General features: G+C 62.1%; 19 protein-coding genes. 10 read left to right on the top strand and 9 right to left on the bottom strand.

The genetic code is table 11. The features are described 5' to 3' along the window. Window positions 1-2 precede the first annotated feature (2 nt). From ACNFCH_RS06930 to tcuB, 3 genes are all read left to right on the top strand, one after another. Window positions 3-923, top strand: coding sequence for a LysR family transcriptional regulator (locus ACNFCH_RS06930; protein WP_416742500.1), 921 nt, complete (start codon window positions 3-5; stop codon window positions 921-923). 148 nt (window positions 924-1,071) lie between these two features. Beyond that, window positions 1,072-2,526 (top strand): FAD-dependent tricarballylate dehydrogenase TcuA, encoded by a 1,455-nt coding sequence (gene tcuA, locus ACNFCH_RS06925; RefSeq protein ID WP_337158627.1) that lies wholly within the window; start codon window positions 1,072-1,074, stop codon window positions 2,524-2,526. Next, window positions 2,507-3,688 carry a tricarballylate utilization 4Fe-4S protein TcuB gene (tcuB, locus tag ACNFCH_RS06920; protein WP_416742499.1) on the top strand — a complete coding sequence of 394 codons (1,182 nt, stop codon included), beginning with the start codon at window positions 2,507-2,509 and terminating at the stop codon, window positions 3,686-3,688. The genes tcuA and tcuB overlap by 20 nt, the downstream gene beginning before the upstream one ends. Before the next feature lie 48 nt (window positions 3,689-3,736). Here the strand turns inward: tcuB and ACNFCH_RS06915 are convergent, their stop codons facing one another. Next, window positions 3,737-4,630, bottom strand: a complete 894-nt coding sequence (locus ACNFCH_RS06915) for a LysR family transcriptional regulator (RefSeq protein ID WP_043215830.1) — start codon at window positions 4,628-4,630, stop codon at window positions 3,737-3,739. Between the two features lie 147 nt (window positions 4,631-4,777). Between ACNFCH_RS06915 and ACNFCH_RS06910 the strand changes: the two genes are divergently transcribed. From ACNFCH_RS06910 to ACNFCH_RS06895, 4 genes are all read left to right on the top strand, one after another. Further along, window positions 4,778-5,857: a 4-oxalomesaconate tautomerase gene (locus tag ACNFCH_RS06910; RefSeq protein ID WP_337158629.1), complete on the top strand. Its 1,080-nt coding sequence runs from the start codon at window positions 4,778-4,780 to the stop codon at window positions 5,855-5,857. 63 nt (window positions 5,858-5,920) lie between these two features. Then, window positions 5,921-7,234, top strand: a complete 1,314-nt coding sequence (dctA, locus tag ACNFCH_RS06905; RefSeq protein ID WP_416742498.1) for a C4-dicarboxylate transporter DctA — start codon at window positions 5,921-5,923, stop codon at window positions 7,232-7,234. 123 nt (window positions 7,235-7,357) lie between these two features. Next, window positions 7,358-8,662: a CitMHS family transporter gene (locus ACNFCH_RS06900; RefSeq protein WP_416742497.1), complete on the top strand. Its 1,305-nt coding sequence runs from the start codon at window positions 7,358-7,360 to the stop codon at window positions 8,660-8,662. Window positions 8,663-8,723: 61 nt separating this feature from the next. Further along, the gene (locus ACNFCH_RS06895) at window positions 8,724-9,977 is read left to right on the top strand and encodes an OprD family porin (protein WP_416742496.1); all 1,254 of its coding nucleotides are present in this window, start codon (window positions 8,724-8,726) and stop codon (window positions 9,975-9,977) included. Between the two features lie 78 nt (window positions 9,978-10,055). Here the strand turns inward: ACNFCH_RS06895 and ACNFCH_RS06890 are convergent, their stop codons facing one another. Both ACNFCH_RS06890 and ACNFCH_RS06885 read right to left on the bottom strand, forming a co-directional pair. Further along, entirely contained in the window at window positions 10,056-10,955 is a 900-nt protein-coding gene (locus ACNFCH_RS06890; RefSeq protein WP_416742495.1) for a DMT family transporter, read from the bottom strand. Window positions 10,956-11,088: 133 nt separating this feature from the next. Further along, window positions 11,089-12,153: an SDR family oxidoreductase gene (locus ACNFCH_RS06885; RefSeq protein ID WP_416742494.1), complete on the bottom strand. Its 1,065-nt coding sequence runs from the start codon at window positions 12,151-12,153 to the stop codon at window positions 11,089-11,091. 73 nt (window positions 12,154-12,226) lie between these two features. On the opposite strand from ACNFCH_RS06885, the gene ACNFCH_RS06880 reads away from it, so the two are divergent. Further along, entirely contained in the window at window positions 12,227-12,628 is a 402-nt protein-coding gene (locus ACNFCH_RS06880) for a MerR family transcriptional regulator (RefSeq protein ID WP_337158635.1), read from the top strand. A gap of 42 nt (window positions 12,629-12,670) precedes the next feature. On the opposite strand, the gene ACNFCH_RS06875 is transcribed toward ACNFCH_RS06880, so the two are convergent. From ACNFCH_RS06875 to ACNFCH_RS06850, 6 genes are all read right to left on the bottom strand, one after another. Further along, window positions 12,671-14,158, bottom strand: a complete 1,488-nt coding sequence (locus ACNFCH_RS06875; RefSeq protein ID WP_416742493.1) for a PucR family transcriptional regulator — start codon at window positions 14,156-14,158, stop codon at window positions 12,671-12,673. Between the two features lie 61 nt (window positions 14,159-14,219). After that, window positions 14,220-15,452 (bottom strand): aromatic amino acid transport family protein, encoded by a 1,233-nt coding sequence (locus tag ACNFCH_RS06870; RefSeq protein ID WP_196164129.1) that lies wholly within the window; start codon window positions 15,450-15,452, stop codon window positions 14,220-14,222. A 46-nt stretch (window positions 15,453-15,498) separates the two neighbouring features. Then, a complete protein-coding gene (locus ACNFCH_RS06865; protein WP_337158636.1) occupies window positions 15,499-15,834 on the bottom strand; it encodes a cupin domain-containing protein in 336 nt (111 codons plus the stop codon). Between the two features lie 11 nt (window positions 15,835-15,845). Continuing rightward, window positions 15,846-17,252, bottom strand: a complete 1,407-nt coding sequence (locus ACNFCH_RS06860; protein ID WP_416742492.1) for an NAD(P)/FAD-dependent oxidoreductase — start codon at window positions 17,250-17,252, stop codon at window positions 15,846-15,848. 138 nt (window positions 17,253-17,390) lie between these two features. Continuing rightward, window positions 17,391-17,627 (bottom strand): hypothetical protein, encoded by a 237-nt coding sequence (locus ACNFCH_RS06855; protein ID WP_337158638.1) that lies wholly within the window; start codon window positions 17,625-17,627, stop codon window positions 17,391-17,393. A gap of 197 nt (window positions 17,628-17,824) precedes the next feature. Further along, window positions 17,825-18,655, bottom strand: a complete 831-nt coding sequence (locus ACNFCH_RS06850) for an alpha/beta fold hydrolase (RefSeq protein WP_416742491.1) — start codon at window positions 18,653-18,655, stop codon at window positions 17,825-17,827. 92 nt (window positions 18,656-18,747) lie between these two features. On the opposite strand from ACNFCH_RS06850, the gene ACNFCH_RS06845 reads away from it, so the two are divergent. Both ACNFCH_RS06845 and ACNFCH_RS06840 read left to right on the top strand, forming a co-directional pair. After that, window positions 18,748-19,185 (top strand): YeeE/YedE family protein, encoded by a 438-nt coding sequence (locus ACNFCH_RS06845; RefSeq protein ID WP_337158640.1) that lies wholly within the window; start codon window positions 18,748-18,750, stop codon window positions 19,183-19,185. A gap of 1 nt (window position 19,186) precedes the next feature. After that, on the top strand, window positions 19,187-19,606 hold the full coding sequence (locus tag ACNFCH_RS06840) for a DUF6691 family protein (RefSeq protein ID WP_323113711.1): 420 nt from the start codon (window positions 19,187-19,189) through the stop codon (window positions 19,604-19,606). The last annotated feature ends 4 nt before the right edge of the window (window positions 19,607-19,610 follow it).

The following is a 19,610-nucleotide window of genomic DNA, read 5'->3' as shown; positions in this document are numbered from 1 at the left end:
GTATGGAGTTACGTCAGCTTCGCTATTTCCTGAGTGTATTGGAGTACGGCAGCCTTGGCAGAGCGGCGCTCGAACTCGGGGTCGGCGCTTCTGCATTGAGCCAGCAACTGTCGAAGCTGGAGAGCGAAGTGAGCACGCGGTTGCTGACGCGGTCGAGTACCGGCGTATCGCCGACCGCGGCGGGCCTGGCCTTCGAATACCACGCACGCCTGGCGCTTCGTCAGGCGGAGCATGCGGTCCTTGCGGCGCAAAGTGGTCGTATGAGTGGTTATGCCAGCGTGGGATTGGCGCCGACTACTGCATCGATTCTTGGCCTGGCCTTGATCGACAGGATGCGCGAACGCTATCCCGATATCCGTCTGCACCTGGTGGAAATGCTGTCGGGGTACCTGATGAATCAACTCAATGCCAGGCACCTTGACCTGGCGGTGCTGTTCCAGGCAGAGACTGGGCCCAGGCTCGATGTCCGGCCGCTTTTGACGGAGCGGCTGTTCGTCCTGGTTCCTGCCCCGCTGGTCAAAGCCGATTGGGGTGACTCCCTCACGCTGCAACAGATCGCAACGCTTGCGTTGGTGATGCCCAGCACACAGCACGGGTTACGTACCACATTGCGCTCGATTTTCGAACGGGCCGGGCTGGAGGCCAACATCGTCATGGAAGTCGACGGTCTGTCGCTGTTGATGGATTGTGTCTGTGCAGCTCATGCCGCCACCATTCAGCCTGGCGCGACCGTGGCCCGAGCGCATCAGGCGGGCTTGCGCGTGTTTGCCATCGATGAAGCACAGGCGCAGCGTCGCAATGTGATCGTCAGCCTCGCCGATGACGAACTCTCGCCGGCCGCATTGGCAACACGCATCGTTCTGCAGGAGGTCGCTCGGGAATTGGTGGAACAAGGCCGATGGCCTGGCGCTCGGTTGCTGTGAACCAGGGAGCGGGCCTTCGCCTCAAGCCCCTTTAGAAAAACTGAATGCCTCCCCCCGGCGATCGCGTTTCGCACCCTCCAGCCACTCATTAGAGTCCGTGGTCACGAGGAGCACCCGAACATTCGACTCCTCGTGATCTGGAGGCGAAATGATCGATGTGCTAGTCATCGGAGGGGGCAATGCCGCCCTCTGTGCCGCGCTGATGGCGCGAGAGGCCGGAGCCAGCGTGATGCTGCTCGAGGCTGCACCCCGCGCCTGGCGGGGTGGCAACTCTCAACACACCCGTAACCTGCGGTGCATGCATGATGCCCCGCAAGACGTGCTGGTCGAGGCGTACCCAGAAGAGGAGTTCTGGCAGGACCTGCTGAAGGTCACCGGTGGCCAGACCGACGAGAAGCTCGCGCGACTGGTGATTCGCGCGTCCTCCAACTGTCGCGGGTGGATGCGTCGCCATGGCGTTCACTTCCAGCCATCGTTATCCGGCGCGCTGCATACCGCTCGAACCAACGCGTTCTTCATGGGTGGCGGCAAGGCGCTGGTCAATGCCTACTTTCGCAGCGCCGAGAACCTGGGCGTAAAAATACGCTACGACACCCCCGTGGCCGACATCGAACTGCAGAACGGACGCTTCGTTGCCGCGCACGTGCCGGCGCGTGAGGTGCAAGGGCGGCACTTGCCCGCCGAGCGCATCGAGGCGCGCAGTTGTGTGCTCGCCGCTGGTGGATTCGAGTCCAACCGTCAGTGGTTGCGCGAGGCTTGGGGGCAGAACGAGCGAGGGGAGTGGCCTTCGGACAACTTTCTGATTCGCGGTACGCGTTTCAATGATGGGGTTTTGTTGCGTCGCATGATCGAACAGGGCGCCGACACGATCGGCGACCCGACACAGGCGCATATGGTGGCGATCGATGCCCGTGCACCGCTGTACGACGGCGGCATCTGTACGCGCATCGATTGTGTGTCGCTGGGCGTAGTGGTCAACCGCGACGCTAAGCGCTTCTACGATGAAGGCGAGGATTTCTGGCCCAAGCGTTACGCCATTTGGGGACGGCTGGTGGCCCAACAGCCCGGGCAGGTGGGCTTCTCGATCATCGACCAGAAAGCCCTTGGCCGCTTCATGCCACCGGTCTTCCCGGGTGCCACCGCCGATAGTCTGGAAGCCCTGGCCGGCCTTCTCGGCTTACCCGTGCAACCCTTCGTCGACACTGTGCAGGCCTACAACCGAGCCTGTCAGGCGGGCACCTTCGACCACACCCGGCTGGACAACTGCCACACCCTGGGCCTGGAACCTGTGAAAAGTCACTGGGCGCGCCCGATCGATACACCGCCTTACTACGGCTATCCGCTGCGCCCTGGCGTGACCTTCACCTACCTGGGGCTGCGCACCGACGAAACCGCCGCGGTCCATTTCGGTGGACGACCCAGCCCGAACCTGTTCGTCGCCGGCGAGATGATGGCGGGCAATGTGCTGGGCAAGGGCTACACCGCAGGTGTTGGCATGTCCATTGGCACCGCCTTCGGCCGGATCGCCGGGACCAGCGCCGCGGCGGCCACCGGCCATGTATATCCAGAACAAGAGAATCGCCATGACTGCGCAACTGCCTGAACCCCGCCAACCTGATGCCGCCCAGCCGGCCCTCGCTCTGATCCCCGTGTTGAACCTTGAGGAACAGGAAGTGGACCGGCAGATGCGGATCTGCAACGCCTGTCGATACTGCGAGGGCTTCTGCGCCGTGTTCCCGGCCATGACCCGCAGGCTGGAGTTCGGCAAGGCCGATATCCATTACTTGGCCAACCTGTGTCACAACTGCGGCGCTTGCCTGCACGCCTGCCAGTATGCCCAACCCCACGAATTCGCCGTCAACGTGCCCCAGGCCATGGCCAAGGTGCGCGGGCAGACCTACGCCGAATACGCCTGGCCGGCCCCCTTCGGGCGGCTGTATCGGCACAACGGCATCTATGTCGCCAGTGCCTTGGCTGTGGCCTTGTCGCTGTTTTTGCTGCTGGCATTGTGGGTCAACGGCACGCTGCAGCCCGGCCGGTTGGCGGGGAATTTCTATGCGGTCTTCCCGCACAACACCTTGGCGCTGATGTTCGGCAGTGTCTTTGCCGCTGCCAGTGTGGCGCTGGCGGTGGCGGTACGTCGTTTCTGGCGCTCGGTCTCGCCTGCTCAAGCGCAGGCGCAACCGGACAAGGGGGCGGTGCTCGAGGCATCGAGCGCGGCGCTGACCCTGAAGTACCTGGACGGTGGGCATGGCCAGGGCTGCAACAACGGCGACGATCGCTACACCCTCTGGCGCCGGCGCTTCCATCACTTCACCTTCTACGGCTTCATGTTGTGCTTTGCCGCTACGGTGATCGCCACCGGCTACCACTACCTGCTGGGGTATCCGGCGCCGTACCCACTGCTCAGCGCACCGGTGTTGCTGGGTACCTTGGGTGGACTTGGCTTGATCGTCGGGCCAACTGGGCTGCTGGCGCTGAATTTGCGCAGGGCGCCGGAGCAGGGCGATGTTGCCCAGCGGCCCATGGACCGGGCGTTCATCCTGCTGCTCTTGCTGGTCAGCGCCACGGGTCTTGCACTGCTGGGTCTGCGCGACACCGCTGCGATGGCGATCCTGCTGGCGATCCATTTGGGCACGGTCATGGCGCTGTTCATCACGCTGCCCTACGGCAAGTTCGCCCATGGCCTGTTCCGCAGCGCGGCACTGCTCAAGTTCGCGATCGAAAAGCGCCGGCCCAATGACCTGGGGCTGGGAGGGGAGTGAACCATGAATGCAGCGGATTTCTCCCCTGTACCGTTCTGCGCGTATCGCTCATCGGTTGGGCCATTTGTCCAACAGGATCGACACGAACTTCTCCGCCGCCGGCGACAGCGACGCCCCTCGGCGATAGACCAACCCCAAGGTGCGAGTCACCTGAGGCTCGATCAGTGGCACGCTGACCAATGTCGGATGGTCCGCGCTGGGCATGGCCAGGCTGGGCATGGCCGACACGCCGAGCCCAGCTTCGACCATGCCCAGCGAGGTGGACAGGTGCTGGACCTCATAGAACCACTTGGGCCGCAGGTTGAGCCCGGACAATGCGTGGTCCAACAGCATCCGGTTGCCGCTCAGGCGGCCTACGCCGATCAGTCGGTAGTCGGCCAGTTCTGTCCAGGTCACCGCGTCGCGGTTCGCCAGCTTGTGGTCCCGACGGCAGGCCAAGACGAAATGCTCCTGCACCAGGGAGACGAACTCGATGTCCGGGTGCTGGCCGCTCATCATGTTGATGCCGAAGTCGGCCTCGCCCCGCAGCACGGCCTCGAGCCCGTCGTTGGCGCTGAGGTCCAGCAGGCGGATGCGGATCTTCGGGTACTGCTCGTTGTAGTCGCGGATCACTGACGGCAGGAAATAAAACGCCGCGGTCGGGATGCAGGCGAGGGTGACCTGGCCGGTCTGTCGTTCGGCGAGTTCGCGAATGCTCAGGATCGAATCCTCGAAGTCATCCAGCAAGCGCCTGGCTTTGGGCAGAAAGTCCCGCCCGACACTGGTCAGGCTGACGCGGCGGGTCGTGCGCTCCAGCAGGGAGGTGCCCAATCCTTCCTCGAGCTTTTTTATCCGCCGACTCAGGGCGGGTTGGGACAGATGCAGCGCTTCAGCCGCTTCATGGAAACTGCCCAGTTCGGCGATTTTCACGAAAGATCGTATGTCTTGCAGCTCGTATTCCATCTCGGATCGCTCTTTGGCCTTGGCTCTGGATTAATTCACCAATCGCAATAATAACTACGATATTTGCATTGGATTGATTTATCCATCCCTGTCAATCTTGTGTCCACAACATCAATGATGTCCATTGATCAACAAGAGTGCGAAATCATGCAACGAATTCCTTGCGTACTCATGCGCGGCGGCACCTCCAAGGGGCCTTTTTTCCACGCATGGGATTTGCCTGCCAATGTGGTCGAACGCGACGAATTGCTGATCAACCTGATGGGTTCCGGGCATGAACTGGAAATCGACGGTATCGGTGGTGGTAGCCCACAAACCAGCAAGGTGGCGATAGTCAGCCCCTCGTTGCATGCCGACGCCGACGTCGACTACCTTTTCGTCCAAGTCATGGTCGCCCAGCGCCGGGTCGATACAGCGCCCAACTGCGGCAACATGCTGTGCGCCGTTGGCCCCTTCGCTATCGAGCAGGGGCTGGTCAAGGCCCAGGATGGCAAGACCCTGGTGCGCATCCGTAATTTGAATACCAACACCTTCGTCAATTCGCTGGTGGAAACACCGGGCGGCATTGTGCGTTACGAAGGCCGCACGGCGATCGACGGCGTACCCGGTACCGCCGCTCCGGTGCACCTGACCTTCCTCGACGCGGTAGGCAGCAAGACTGGCAAGTTGTTCCCCACAGGCCAGGCCCAAGACGTGATCGATGGTGTGCCGGTGACCTGCATCGACATGGCCATGCCGATGATGATCGTCGAGGCCAGCCAGTTGGGCGTGACCGGCGCCGAGACCCCGGCGCAGCTGGATGCCGACACCCGCCTGCTGCAACGTCTGGAGGCTTTGCGCCTGAAGGCCGGCAAGGCGATGGGGCTGGGTGACGTCAGCGGCATGGTGATTCCCAAGCCCGTGCTGGTTTCCCCGCCGCGCTATGACGGCACACTGCAGGTGCGGTACTTCATGCCCCACAACTGTCACCGTGCCCTGGCCATCACCGGTGCGATCGGCCTGGCGACTGCCTGCGTCAGCCCTGGCACCGTGATCATGGACATGCTTGGCGAGCAAGCGCAGCACCTGGAGGAAGTCCGACTGGAGCATCCGAGCGGCGGCATCGACGTCGCGCTTTCGCGCAGTGGTCCCGATGGCAAAACGCTCCAGGCCTCTGTGGTGAGAACCGCCCGCCGACTGTTTTCTGGCTTCGTCTACGCCCCAACCTTGCGCAGGCTGGCGGGGTAGGCAACTGCTTGCATCACATCGCAATCCGCACATCCGCACAATTTCAACAATGGGTGATGCCTCATGAAACTCGCGAAATCACTGTATTTCCAGATCCTCTGCGCCGTCCTGCTGGGCGTGGTGGTCGGGCACTTCTGGGCGCAACAGGCCGTTGCGCTCAAGCCACTGGGTGATGCATTCATCAAACTGATCAAGATGATGATCGCCCCGGTCGTCTTCTGCACCATCGTGACCGGCATCGCCGGTATGACCGACAAGCGCTCGCTGGGGCGGTTGATGAGCAAGACCTTGCTGTTGTTCCTGGTACTGACCGTAGTCAGTCTGGTGATCGGCCTGGCAGCGGTCTACCTGTTCCGCCCAGGGGTGGGCATGAATATCGACCCGGCCACTCTCAGCACCGAGGGCCTTGGCCAATACGCCGCGTCTGCGGCAAAGCTCAGCGTGATCGATTTCTTCATGCACATCATCCCGGACACCTTCATCGGGGCGTTCAACAAAGGTGAAGTGCTGCCGGTGCTGTTCATCGCAGTGCTCAGCGGTTTTGCCCTGTCGTCCATGGGCGAAAAGGGCAAGCCGGTACTCGATGTGCTGGAGTCGGCCTCAACCATGGTGTTTCGCATCTTCGGCTACCTGATGCGCTTCGCCCCTGTCGGCGCTTTCGGTGCGCTGGCCTTCACTGTCGGGCAGTACGGCGTGACGTCCTTGGGTGCATTGGCCAAGCTGGTCGGCACGCTCTACATCGCCTGCGCGTTCTTCGTGCTGGTGGTGCTCGGGGGTATCTGCCGTGCGCACGGCTTCAGCCTGTGGAAGCTGCTGCGTTACTTCCGCGAGGAGTTTCTGGTGGTGCTTGGCACATCGTCCACCGAGCCGGTGTTGCCGCGCATGCTGGAAAAACTCGAGAAGCTCGGTTGCAAGAAAGGTGTGGTGGGGCTGGTGCTGCCAACCGGCTATTCCTTCAACCTCGACGGTACCGCCATCTACCTGTCGCTGGCAGCGGTTTTCATCGCCCAGGCCTGCAACATCGATCTGAGCCTCGGCCAGACGCTGACGATGCTGGCGATCATGCTGTTGTCGTCCAAAGGTGCTGCGGGTGTGACCGGCAGTGGTTTCGTGGCGCTGGCCTCGACCTTGACTGTCATCCATGACATCCCGTTGGCAGGGCTTGCCTTGCTGATCGGTATCGATCGCTTCATGTCCGAAGCGCGGGCCCTGACCAGCCTGGCCAGCAACGCCGTGGCCACCGTGGTCATCTCGCTGTCGGAGAACGCCTGTGAACGGGAAACCTTGCTGCGTCGCCTGGACGGCACCCCGGCTACACCGGCCGAGACGCAGATTGCTCAGGCCGACTGGTCTGCCGAGCCTCGGCATCACGGCTGAAAGCCTCTTCTACCTCCCATCGTTGACGTAAAATCCCACTCGACATCCCAGCGATGCCGAGTGGGGTAGGGGGCCGTCTGCCTTGTCGATGGCCGCAACACAATAAAAACAAGAGAAAAGACCATGCTCGCACTCCTGGGCCTGATCATGGTGGTGACCTTCACCTACCTGATCATGAGTAAACGCCTGTCTCCGATCGTTGCGCTCACAGTGGTACCCATTGTCTTCGCGGTGATCGGTGGTTTTGCCCCCGAGCTGGGCAAGATGATGCTCGATGGCTTGAAGATGGTGGCGCCCTCGGCGGCACTGTTGCTGTTCGCCATCCTGTTCTTCGGCCTGATGATCGATGCCGGGCTGTTCGATCCGCTGATCCGCAAGATCCTCAAGCGTGTCAATGGCGACCCGATCAAGATCGCCATCGGTACGGCACTGTTGTCGCTGCTGGTAGCCCTCGACGGTGACGGCACCACCACTTACATGATCACCTGTGCAGCCATGCTGCCGCTGTACAAGCGTATCGGCATGAACCCGATGATCCTGGCCACGGTGTCCATGCTGTCGCTGAGCATCATGAGTGGCATGAGCCCCTGGGGTGGACCGGCAACCCGGGCCATCGCCGCGCTCGGGCTGGACGCAACCGAATACTTCATCCCGATGTTGCCGACCGTGATCGGCGGAGCGGCCTGGGTGGTGTTCACCGCCTACCTGCTGGGCCGCGCCGAGCGTCGGCGCATCGGCAACATCGCCCTGGAGTCTGGTGGCGGCAATTGCTACATCAAGGAAATCCTCGGCGACAACCCGCACAAGCGCCCACGGCTGGCGTACGTGAATCTGGTGCTGGTGATTGCCGTCATGACGGCCTTGGTGATGGGCGTGATGCACTCCGCGCTACTGTTCATGATCGGTTTCGTCGCAGCGCTGATGATCAATTACCCGCAGTTGGAGCTGCAGAAGGAACGCATCCTCGCCCATTCGGGTAATGCCATGACCGTGGTGTTGCTGGTGTTCGCCGCGGGTATCTTCGCGGGGATCTTCTCCGGCACCAAGATGGTCGATGCCCTGGCGCAGACCCTGGTCGACTGGATTCCCGAGGCCTGGAGCCACTGGTTCCCGCTGGTTGTGGCGCTGACCAGCATGCCGCTGACCTTCGTGCTGTCCAACGACGCCTATTACTTCGGCGTGGTGCCGATCCTGGCCAACGCGGCTGCCGCCTATGGCATCGACCCGGTTGAAATCGCCCGCGCTTCGGTGTTGGGGCAGCCGGTGCACCTGATGAGCCCCTTGGTGGCCTCGACGCTGCTGCTGGTGGGCATGGTCGATCGCGATATCGGCGATTTTCAGAAGGCCACCGTCAAGTGGGCGGTACTGACATCGCTGGTCATCACCGCGCTGGCCTTGGTCACAGGCGCTTTGTCCTTCTTCGTCTGACTTGCATCGGGGCGCTTGCGGCGCCCACCTCTATCCAAGAACAACAACTAGAGTACCGAACATGTCCCGAGCTGTTTTCCGTGGGGCCACCTGTGGCCTGCTCTGCGGCTGGCTGCCTGTGGCCGGCGCTGCCGGATTTATCGACGATGGCAAGCTCAAATTGCAGCTGCGCAACGTCTACTTCAACGAAAACTTCCGCGACGAACAAGGCATGAGCCCACGTGCCGCCGCCACCGCCAAAAGTGAGCGGGTGGAATGGGCGCAGGGTTTTTTACTCGATTACCAATCAGGGTTTACCCAAGGGCCGCTGGGCTTGGGGCTAGATGCCTTGGGGCTCGTAGGCGTTCGGCTCGATTCGGGACGTGGCCGTAGCGGTACCGGCTTGCTGCCGGTCCACGACGATGGCCGTGCCGCAGACGAATTCGCCAGCGCCGGGGTGACGGCCAAGGCGCGCGTGGGGCAGACCGTGGTCAAGCATGGCACCTTGCTGCCCAAGACGCCGGTGCTGGTCTACAACGATGCGCGGTTGTTGCCTCAGACCTACCAGGGCACGCAGCTGACCAGTACCGATGTCGAAGGGCTGACCCTGACTGCCGGCCATCTGGATCGCTTCAAGCAGCGGGACTCTTCCGATAGCACGGGCCTGTACCTGGATGGCTATGGTGGCGACGAGTCTGGCGATTTCAGCTTTGCTGGCGCTGACTACGCTATCAACAAGCAACTGCGGGTGAGCTACTTTCACGGCCAGCTCGAACATTTCTACCGCCAGGACTATGCCGGCCTGGTACACGACCTGCCGCTGGCCGGCGGGGTGTTCACCACTGACTTGCGCTACTTCAAAAGCCGCGACAGCGGAGCCGCTTACGGTGGCAAGATCGACAACGACATGTTCAGTGGGCAGGTGTCGTATACCCACTCCGGGCACATCGTCGGTGCCGGTTACCAGGCGCTCGACGGTGATGCTGGGCTGCCATACATCAGCGGTGCGACGGTCTACTCGTTCAGCAATGTGGGCATCGGCAAGTTCATCGAGGAGGAAGAGAAAACCTGGATGGCAAGCTACGCCTACAACTTTGCAGCGGCCGGCATCCCCGGGCTGACCTTCATGGCGCGCTACCTGAGCGGGGACAATGGTCGCTCCGCTGACGCCGAGCTCAACGAATGGGAGCGTGATGTGGAACTCGCCTACGTTGTGCAGTCCGGGCCCGTCAAAGGGTTGGGTGTGAAACTGCGCAACTATGTCTACCGTTCTGATTTCTCCCGCGGTCGCGACAGCAACCGGATCTACCTAACCTACGACATCGCGGTTTGGTGATACAGCGGTGCGAGCAGGCGCGCCTCGGTGCGCGTGCTCGCTCTGGTTCGCCGTTTCGGACTATCCGCCAAAAACGACCTACACGCCGGACGCCTGTGGCACTTTCTTGCCCAGGCGGATCAGCTCGTTGGAGAAGCACAGCCCAAAGAGAATCAAACCGGCCCCTAGATACAGCGTGTCTCGCGGTACCTCATTGAGCATCATGAACGCCAGTAGTGCAGCGAACAACGGTTCGGTCAGTTCCAGTGCTTGGACCTGCGATGGCTTTAAATACTCGATGGCCTTGGTGGTGCAAAAGAAACCCAGGATGGTCGGCAATGCCGCCAGCGCCAATAACGCCGTGATCACCGACAACGACAGTTCGCCCACGATGAAACCATCGGTCGCGGCCGGCATTAGCAGGTAAAGACTTCCGAAAAACAAAAGCTGCCGCGTGAAATGCAGCCCGCCGGAAACCCCCAGGCGCTTCATTGCAACCGAAAATGCGCCATAACCGCAGCCGCCAATCGAAGCCAGTATTGCGCCTTGGGGCGTGAAACCTTGGCCCAGGTCGGCGCCGAAAATCACCGCAATACCGGCGATCGTCAAGCCGGCGCCTACCGTTGCGTTGGCGGTGATGGGGTCACGGAGGACCAGGGGTCCCAGCAGGATCGAGGAAATGGAAGCGCTCGCCATCAGAATGACGACCACGCCCGCCGCCGCGTAGTGGCTGTAGGCTGACGTTTCAAAGTGGAACAGCACGAAAATGCCGAGAAAGGCACAAACCGCTGCAGGGATCCACTTGGCCGTGGTCGCGGGCCGCTTGAGAAACAGCAGCAGTACCGAGAGCAACAGGCAGCCGAGGACCGTCTTGATCAAGGCGATGCTGCTGGCGCTGAAACCACTGCTCATCGATACCTTGCTGAGAACGCCGATTGTTGCATTCAGGGCTGCGGCGCCCAGGGCAAAGAGGACACCTTTGCCGAAATGAGATTGCATGAATACGTTCCTTGTCACGGGGCTTTGGCGTGCCCAGGGCGCTTCTATCGATAGGTACCGGGGCCTGTGGCATGTGCTTGGAGCATGGGCCTACTGTCACAGGTAGTGCTCGGCCCCTCACAACCGGCTTGCTTCAGTGGGGCAAGTAATCTTTGACGTAGCGCACGGTTTTTTCCAGCGTCCGCGCCATGTCGGGGTGTGTGAACTGATACTTGTGCTCCAGATGCTCGCTAGGACGCATGTCGAAGCGCTGGGTCTGAATGAAGTCCAATGATTCGGCGCTGATCGCCAGTCGCGCCGCCAGGCCCGGAACCGTCAAAATCCACCTGAGCAATCCTATCGGTACATGGCGGCGAGGTGCCTTGACTTGCAGCGTTCCTGCGATCTGCTCGAGCATCCCTTGCAGGTTCGGGGTGTGCTCATAGAGCGCCAGGACCTGCCGGTTGGCCATCGAGGGGTCGAACGCCACGCAGGTTATCATCTTCACCAGGTAATCGACGCTGACCAATGGCAACCAGTGGCTGGCGGAGCCGGGGATCGCTTTGAACCGGCCTTGTGCCAGGTTTCGAATGAGGTCGGCCAGAGGTTGTCCTTGCGGAATATGCCCCGTCTCGCTGTGGCCACACACCGTTGCAGGGTGAACGACCGTGTAATCCGCGCCGGCATCCTGCATATAACGGATGACTGCGAAATGGGATTCGATCTTGCTGCCTTCGTAGCCACCTGCACGGGCGTAGACTGCAGGCCAATGTGTGTTTTCAGGGCGCTCGTTATCAACGCCGATACTGGCAAGGTGAGCAAGGTTTTGCAGCATGAAGCCGCCCACCATGAGCAATCGGATGTCCAGGCTCGCCGCAAGCCTGGCGACGCTCAGCGCCCCCTGCACATTCACGGCGCGGGCGCGTTCCATCGTCAGCCCCCAGGAAAAATCTGCCGCAAGGTGAAAGACCACCGAGGCCGAAGACACGCACTCCTTGTCCGCCTCGCTGAGTCCAAGCTCCTCTAGGCTGATGTCGCCTTGAACGGCATGGACATACGCAGGGTCACCGCCCAGTCGGCCTACTTGCTCTCTGAGCCGCTCGAGGTTTCCAGGATTGCGCATGAGCACCCAGGTCTTGTGCCCTGTCGCGGTGAGACGAGCCAGCAAATGTTGACCCACAAACCCACTGCCGCCGGTGACGAAGCATTCCACGCTCATGCCTGATTCCTTGTATGGATGATGGACGCAGGCTAAGGTGTAGAGCCTGCTCTACAGTCAAGGATTTTTTTACGTGAATACCGCAGAGTTGGAACGTCGAAGTGGGCTGGGCCGCCATGCATTGCGCTATTACGAGCAACTCGGGCTGATCGTCGCCCATCGACAGGCGAACAATTACCGCAGCTACAGCGAGCAGACCGTTATTGACCTGGCGTTCATTCAGAGCGCCCAAGGGGCGGGTTTTTCACTCGCTGAGATTGGGAACATCCTGGCGGCCAAACGGGGTAATTCGATCAACTGCGCGCAAGGCGCAGCCTTGGTCGCCAGCAAGATGGCCGACATTCAAGCGAAGATCGCCACCCTGCAAGCCGCGTATGTTTTTCTGGACGCCGAACGCGCGAAGCTTGAAGCCAGCGCCATTGCCCAAGGGCTCATGGTTGGGGCTACCGCGCCTGAGCGACCGTCTGATGCTTAACGGCTTACTCTGCTCGGGTACTGGTTTGAATAGCCGCAGGCATCAGAACGAACAGCCGATAGCCAAAGCGCTTTGCAAGGCAAACCAGAACGTGGCGACGTCGGCGGTATTGTCCAGGGAGCGGCCGCTGATCGCTTCGATACGGCGTACCCGATAGACCAGGGTCTGCTTGTGCACATGCAGGCGTTGCGCGGCATTGACCCACGATCGATTTTCTTCGAGAAAGACCTGCAAGGTATGCAGCAATTGGCTGCCATTGGCGTGGTCGTAATCGTGCAGCGCGCCCAGGACAGAGCGGAAGGCGCGGTGGGCCTCGTCGGGCGTTCTCGGTAGCCAGGGGGTGTCGGTCTCCAGCTGGGAATAGCGGCAGACCCTGCGTTCGGCGTGGGTATGCGCCAGCGCCAGCAGGGCTTCGCGCAGGGCTTCCGGCCCTCGCTGGGCATGCTCCAACAGGGCGCTTGAGCCCAATTGCAGGCCGAGCTGGGTGCTGTATTGCGCCTGCAGGCCATCGAGGTGCAGCAGGATCAGTTCCTGGCCTTGCGTCCTGACCAGGGCGGTGTCTTCCAAGCGATGCAGTTGGTCTTCCCGAACGCTGTCGCTGCCGTTGAGGCGTGCGGCCGAAATGACCGCAGTGTCCAGGGTCAGGCCAGGCAGGTAGGCGCCGAGCCGTTCAAGCAATGGCGCGCTCTGCAGGCGTTGCTGCAGGAGATCGTCGAGCAGTTCCGAGCCCAGGCGCAGGCGTCGTTCGCGCTCTGCCTGGAGCCGCTGCACCTCCAGGCCCAACACTGCGGTCAGATGATGAAGCATGCCGTAGTCGGGCAACTGCGCGCCGGTGACCACCAGCAGGCAGCCTTGCTCGGTGGGCAACTCGATGCTCAGCGCTTCTCCGGTTTGCAGGGCGTGGCGGCGCACCATCGGTTGCGGGGTGCCTTGTCGCGGGCGTGTGATGCCAAGGCTGGTCTTGAGAGGGGCGGGCAATGCCGGCAGGCCATGGGCCCAGGGCGTGAAGGTATCCAGCGACACCAGGTACAGGCAGCATTGGATATCTGCCTGAAGGCGCTGGAGCAGCGCGGGCAGCCCGAGGCCCTGAATGCTCAGGCGAGCGCTTTCATAGACCTTGGCCAAGGCCCCGCGCCGAGCGTACTCATCTTGCTGGTTGGCATCGATGATCGCGCGGGTCACAGCCGCGAAGGGGACGCCGTATTCGGTGAGGATCACCGGGAATCCCAGCGTTTCGGCCTGCTCGGCCAGGGCACTGATGTCCTGCGGAGCCTGCATGTGCTCGCCGATCATCATGCCGGCGATCCCCGCTTGGGCCAGCCGTGTCACATAGGCGTGCTGCTCGGCGGGTACCCGGGGTATGCCCAGGCCGGTGGTCATCAGCACGTCGCCCTCGCCCAGCCACTCGGTGGGGTCGGGCAGCTCGCAAACATGGGCCCAGCGTACCTTGTGGTCCAACCCTTGGGCACCGCTGAGCAGGCGCGAACGAAGTTCCGGTATCGCAATCAGGTCACGAACACGTTGCAACATGCGCAGGCCGCTCCAGGCGGTGGTCAAGGGTGGGCTCCCATACTGCCTCAAGCGTGCGGCATCACCAACTGGCGGGCAGCATACCCAGCGCTGACAGCACCGCGTACACGCCACTGGAGAGGAAGATCAGCACGATGACGATCTGCATCAGCGGGTGGGCGTACCAGCCACAGGTGAACGCTGGTGCCTGATCGCCTGCCTTGCGTGCCGCGTTGAGCAGCAGGATCGGGATGATGCCCATCAGCACGCCACCGAAGGTGCCGGCGAAGTACAGCGCGTTGACGAAGCCGCTGAAGCCGGAATAGGCCACGACGATCGGTGGCAGCGTCACCACCGCCAGCACGACCAACCGCTTGCGCTTGTTGCTTTCATCGCCCAGACGCATCTGGTCGAAGATGTTGGTGAACAGGCATCCGCCCAGCCCCCAATAGGACGTCAGCATGGCCAGCAAGGCAAAGGCATTGGCCACGTAGTAGGCCCACTGCCCGAGCGATTTGCCCCAGCTCAAGGTGGCCACTTCGCTCAAATGCTCGGTACCGACCAGCGCGATGACCGACGCCGGGATGGCTGCCACCAGCACCAGGGTCAACAGCATGCCGCCGATGATCAGCCCAGGGATGCGCTTGGGCGTGTCCAAGTTGCCCCGCACGATCTCCGGCACCAGGAACTGCGCACCGAACACGAACACCGCCAGGTTGAAGATCGGTACCACGTACTGCCACTGGCTCTGCCACAGGTGGACCAGTGTCGAGTCTTCGTGCAGCACAGTGGCGCCGATCAGCAGGCAGACGATCAGTACCATCCCGGTGCTGATCAGTTTCTCCGCCACGCCCAGCGCTTTGAGCCCCAGGTACAGCACCAATGCAGCAGGAATGAAGAACAACAAGCTGCCCTGTTGCCGGCTCAGGCCGTATTGGCCGAAGAAGTCAGCAAGGATATTGCCGCTGCCGCTGATGTAGGCGATGAGTGCGCCGTAGCTGTTGGCGGCGACGGCGAAGAAGATCAGCCAGCCGCCGAATGCCCCCAGGTACTTGCGGGACAGGCCACTCAACTGCAGGTTCTGGCGGGTCCGTAGGCAGCTTTCGGCGACGTAGAGCATGGTGACGACGCAGAACAGGCAGGTCACCAGCAGGCAGACCAGCAACGGGATGTAGCCGACCTTGCGGGCAGCGAAGGCCATGCTGAGCACGCCTGCGCCGATGTTTGTGCCAATGATGATGCCGAGCGTTTCGAAGCGCCCCAGAGCGTGGGCCTTGAGGCCTGATTCCTGAGGGATCTGTTGTTGTACACCCACTTCTTGTACCTCGTATTGTCTGTGGGAAAGCGTGCGTTAAGTGCGGTCAGTCGAGAATCAGGTAGGTCTTGCGTACGGTCTGGCGGATCACCCAAGTGCCTTGGGTATTGGCCTCGAAATAGAGCGCGTCGCCTGCCTGGAACTCGACGGCCGGGCCGTGCTCGGGGGTGAAGCTGCCTTCGCCGGCCACGATGTAGCTGTATTCGGCCTGGGCGACCTGGCGGCGGAAGGTGCCAGGGGTGCACTCCCAGATGCCTGTGGTGCCTTTGCCATCGGGCAGGGCGCGATGCCCAGCGGTGCGCGCCTGAGCGCCATCGTGGCCGAGCGCAGTGAATTCGCTGAAGTCGGGTTGGTCATCTAGACGGATGCGGATCAGGGACATGGAAAAACTCCTCAGGCTTTGTCTTCGAGGCCGGCCGGGGCGAACCGGGCCAGGTAACGGTCCAGGATGGCGGGTGGTTGTCCTGCCAGTTCCGAGCGCTCTTTGCGCAACACGGCATTGCGTACCAGCGAGCCGCCCAGATAGCGCACAGGCTCGGGCGGGAAGGTGCGGCAGTTGCGCTCCACCAGTGGGCACTGGCTCCACCGGTCCTGACGACCCAGCGCGAGGCTTGCCAGGATGCGTCCGCCCAGGCGGCTTGGGCCTACGCCGTTGCCGCTCCAGCCAATGCCGTAGTGGATGTTGGCGTGGCCGTCGAGGCGACCGAACACCGGCAGGCTGTCGTAGGTGCGATCGATCGGGCCAGACCAGCGGGCCTCGACGGGAATACCCTGCAGCATCGGATAGGTCCGGCGCAGGTCGGCTTCGGTCAGTGCAAGGCTCGCATCGTCTTCGCTGAACACCTGGCCGATGCGCGAGCCGAAACTGATGGCACCGGTGCCTTTGCCGAAGGCGATGCGCCCGTCATGGGTCGTGCGGTAGTAGTCGACCATCAGTTGCGAATCGGTGATGGATTCGCCCCCGGTCCAGCCAATTTCGCGCAGGCGCTCAGGCATGGCCTGGGTCGCCACGATCGAACTGTTGACCGGGACGATCAGCTTCGAGAGCGAGGGCAGGGCAGCCGCCCAGGCATTGACCGCCAGCACCACTGAGCGGGCGCGCACGCAGCCTTGTGCTGTCTTCACGCTCGCTGGCTGGCCGGGTTGGATTTGCTGTACCGCCGTGCCTTCATGGATCTCGATACCGCTGGCCAGCGCTACGCGACGCATGCCTTCAACGAGCAGGGCCGGTTGCACGGTGGCATTGCTGCGCTCGAACACGCCCGCCAGGTGGACCGATGAGCCCGTGCGCCTGGCGACTTCGCGTGCCTCCAGGCGCTCGAATGGCTGAACGCCCAGCCGCTCGCAAGCGGCCAGCGTCGCGTTCCAGGTATCGACATGCTGCGGCGTGGTGGCCGTCCACAACCAGCCGCTCTGGCGAAAGTGCGCATCGATGCCATGGCGTTCGCAGAAGGTGCCGAGCTCCGTGATGGCGTGTTCCGCGCTCTCGCCGAGCATGCGTGCCTGGTCTTCGCTGCAGAAGCTGCGCAGGGTGCCGATCTTCGGCCACCAGGACATGACGAAACCACCGTTGCGCCCAGATGCGCCACCACCGCAGACGTGCTGTTCGAGCACCTTCACCCGAGCGTCCGGTTCTTGTTCCTTGATCGTCAGAGCAGTCCACAGGCCGACGAAGCCGCCACCGATGATCACCACGTCGGCGTCATGGTCGCCTCGCAGCGGCTGCGTGGCCTGTTGCAGCAAGGAGGTCGCCGTCATCCAGTGGCTGGGTTTCAAAGGCGGGGTGGGTGTCAGTTTCATTGTTGGCCCCTGGTGGTTGGTAGAGGGCCATAGTGTTTCCGCTCTCCAATGGGGCGACAATTAGACGCACATAACAATTCGTATTATTGGTTCATACGTTCGTATGGGGCGCTTCACGACATACCGTCGTGAATGACATCAACCTTCAGGCGGGCTTATTCCGCAAACGAAGTCATCCGTGCCCAGGCGGTGCGAGCCATATTCCACGACATAGCCCTCCCCGCGACGCTCGGCTTCTGCCTTGGCGGTTTTCTGGTCGGCATACACATCCACAAAATGCCATGGATGCCGATCTCTCAGTACACCCCAACCCAGCACACAGCCCGCATTGTCAGGATCGACTGGAAGATTCTTGGCCAGACTGCGAATGCTCATATCGCTCTCCTTGAAACGGACAACGCATTTGAGGGCCTGGGGCTGCTGTGCAGCCCATCGCAGGTGCGTCGCTCTTAAGACTGACGCAATCCCTGTGGGAGCGGGTTCACCCGCGAACACCGGCAAAGCCGGTGCCATCCACCGCGAAGAAGTCGCCTCAGCCCCGCGCCAAGCGCGCAGGGCGGGATAAGCGAGGGCTAGTCGCGGACAAAGGCCAGCAGGTCAGCGTTGATGGTTTCGGCATGGGTGGTCGGCATGCCGTGGGGGAACCCGGCGTAGAGCTTCAGCGTGCTGTTCTGCAGCAACTTGGCCGAGAGCACCCCGGCATTCTCATGGGGCACGATCTGGTCGTCGTCGCCGTGCATGACCAGGACGGGGAGGGTGATGCGCTTGAGGTCCTCGGTGAAATCGGTTTGCGAGAAAGCAACGATGCCATCGTAGTGAGCCTTGGCGCTGCCCATCATGCCTTGGCGCCACCAATTGAGGATGGTGCCTTGCGAGGGCTTCGCGCCCGGGCGGTTGTAGCCATAGAACGGGCCCGAGGGGATGTCGTGGTAGAACTGCGCGCGATTGGCGGCGAGCTGGGCCTGCAGGTCGTCGAAGACCGACTTGGGCAGACCGCCGGGATTGGCGTCTGTCTTGACCATCAAGGGCGGCACCGCGCTGATGATGACAGCCTTGGACACACGACCCTGCCCATGGCGGGCAATGTAGTGCACGACCTCGCCGCCGCCTGTGGAGTGGCCGACATGAACAGCCCCTTGTGTGCCAAGGTGATCGACCACCGCGGCCACATCATCGGCATAGTGGTCCATGTCATGGCCATCCCATACCTGGCTCGAGCGCCCATGCCCGCGGCGGTCGTGCGCCACCACACGAAACCCCTGGGCCAGGAAGAACAGCATCTGGGCATCCCAGTCATCGGCACTGAGCGGCCAGCCATGGTGGAAATGAATGACCTGCGCATTGCGGGGGCCCCAATCCTTGTAGAAGATCTCAACCCCGTCTTTGGTGGTGACGTATCCCATGCTCGCATCTCCTGTGTAGGTGAAGTTCGGCACCGCCCATCAACTGTAGGATTAAAATTGAAAGTGAGTTCAACTCATTCGCGGAGAATGCGATGACCATTGATTGGATGGCTTTTACGCCCGGGTCCGCGTTGGCCGGTGGCGCACTGATCGGGCTGGGGGCCGGCCTGTTCGTGGTGGCAAACGGACGCATCGCGGGCATCAGCGGTTTGCTCAGTTCGATGTTTCAGCGCCGTGGTGAGGGACGTGGCGAAAAGCTCGCCTTTCTGTTGGGCCTGCTGGCAGCGCCGCTGTTGTGGATGATGTTCGCCACGCTGCCATCTGCGTATTTCGCCACCACCCCTTGGGTGCTCGTGATTGCGGGTCTACTGGTCGGCCTGGGCACGCGCTATGGCAGTGGGTGCACCAGTGGCCATGGGGTCTGCGGTATTTCTCGTCTGTCGCCCCGTTCACTGGTGGCCACGCTGTGTTTCATGGCAACGGGGTTTCTCACGGTCTTTGTCGTTCGACACCTTCTTCAAGGAAGCTGACATGTCCCGTCTCAGTGGCTTTATCGCAGGGGTCCTGTTCGGCATGGGGTTGTTGCTGGCGGGTATGGCGAATCCTGCCAAGGTGCTTGGGTTCCTCGACCTTGCCGGGCAGTGGGATCCCTCACTGGCGTTGGTGATGGTCGGCGCTATCGGTGTGGCGCTGCTGCCCATGGCCTGGGCGCGCAAGCATGGCGTGGCGGTGTTGGGCGGCAAGATGCAACTGCCTGACCGGCGTGATGTGGATCGCCGGCTGGTCGGAGGCAGCCTGCTGTTCGGCATCGGCTGGGGGCTGGCGGGTGTCTGCCCGGGGCCTGCGCTGGTGTTGCTGCCTGCCGGGTATTGGCAGGCTTGGTTGTTCGTGGTCGCGATGCTCGGCGGTATGGCGCTGTTCCAATGGATCGAGGCGCGTCGTGGCAACTGATGAC

Source organism: Pseudomonas sp. NY15354 (assembly GCF_048068075.1).
GTDB classification, from domain to species: Bacteria; Pseudomonadota; Gammaproteobacteria; order Pseudomonadales; family Pseudomonadaceae; genus Aquipseudomonas; species Aquipseudomonas guariconensis_C.
Note: the sequence above shows the minus strand (reverse complement) of the source record. Positions and strands in the feature narration are given on the sequence as shown.

Bases quoted from the DNA above. Each gene is read 5' to 3' on its own strand.
- ACNFCH_RS06860 (WP_416742492.1), bottom strand. From the start codon at position 17,252: ATGAAACTGACACCCACCCCGCCTTTGAAACCCAGCCACTGGATGACG.
- ACNFCH_RS06865 (WP_337158636.1), bottom strand. From the start codon at position 15,834: ATGTCCCTGATCCGCATCCGTCTAGATGACCAACCCGACTTCAGCGAA.
- tcuA (WP_337158627.1), top strand. From the start codon at position 1,072: ATGATCGATGTGCTAGTCATCGGAGGGGGCAATGCCGCCCTCTGTGCC.
- ACNFCH_RS06930 (WP_416742500.1), top strand. From the start codon at position 3: ATGGAGTTACGTCAGCTTCGCTATTTCCTGAGTGTATTGGAGTACGGC.
- ACNFCH_RS06875 (WP_416742493.1), bottom strand. From the start codon at position 14,158: ATGTTGCAACGTGTTCGTGACCTGATTGCGATACCGGAACTTCGTTCG.
- ACNFCH_RS06910 (WP_337158629.1), top strand. From the start codon at position 4,778: ATGCAACGAATTCCTTGCGTACTCATGCGCGGCGGCACCTCCAAGGGG.
- ACNFCH_RS06845 (WP_337158640.1), top strand. From the start codon at position 18,748: ATGACCATTGATTGGATGGCTTTTACGCCCGGGTCCGCGTTGGCCGGT.
- ACNFCH_RS06885 (WP_416742494.1), bottom strand. From the start codon at position 12,153: ATGAGCGTGGAATGCTTCGTCACCGGCGGCAGTGGGTTTGTGGGTCAA.
- ACNFCH_RS06840 (WP_323113711.1), top strand. From the start codon at position 19,187: ATGTCCCGTCTCAGTGGCTTTATCGCAGGGGTCCTGTTCGGCATGGGG.
- ACNFCH_RS06915 (WP_043215830.1), bottom strand. From the start codon at position 4,630: ATGGAATACGAGCTGCAAGACATACGATCTTTCGTGAAAATCGCCGAA.
- ACNFCH_RS06850 (WP_416742491.1), bottom strand. From the start codon at position 18,655: ATGGGATACGTCACCACCAAAGACGGGGTTGAGATCTTCTACAAGGAT.
- dctA (WP_416742498.1), top strand. From the start codon at position 5,921: ATGAAACTCGCGAAATCACTGTATTTCCAGATCCTCTGCGCCGTCCTG.
- ACNFCH_RS06855 (WP_337158638.1), bottom strand. From the start codon at position 17,627: ATGAGCATTCGCAGTCTGGCCAAGAATCTTCCAGTCGATCCTGACAAT.
- ACNFCH_RS06895 (WP_416742496.1), top strand. From the start codon at position 8,724: ATGTCCCGAGCTGTTTTCCGTGGGGCCACCTGTGGCCTGCTCTGCGGC.
- tcuB (WP_416742499.1), top strand. From the start codon at position 2,507: ATGACTGCGCAACTGCCTGAACCCCGCCAACCTGATGCCGCCCAGCCG.
- ACNFCH_RS06890 (WP_416742495.1), bottom strand. From the start codon at position 10,955: ATGCAATCTCATTTCGGCAAAGGTGTCCTCTTTGCCCTGGGCGCCGCA.
- ACNFCH_RS06900 (WP_416742497.1), top strand. From the start codon at position 7,358: ATGCTCGCACTCCTGGGCCTGATCATGGTGGTGACCTTCACCTACCTG.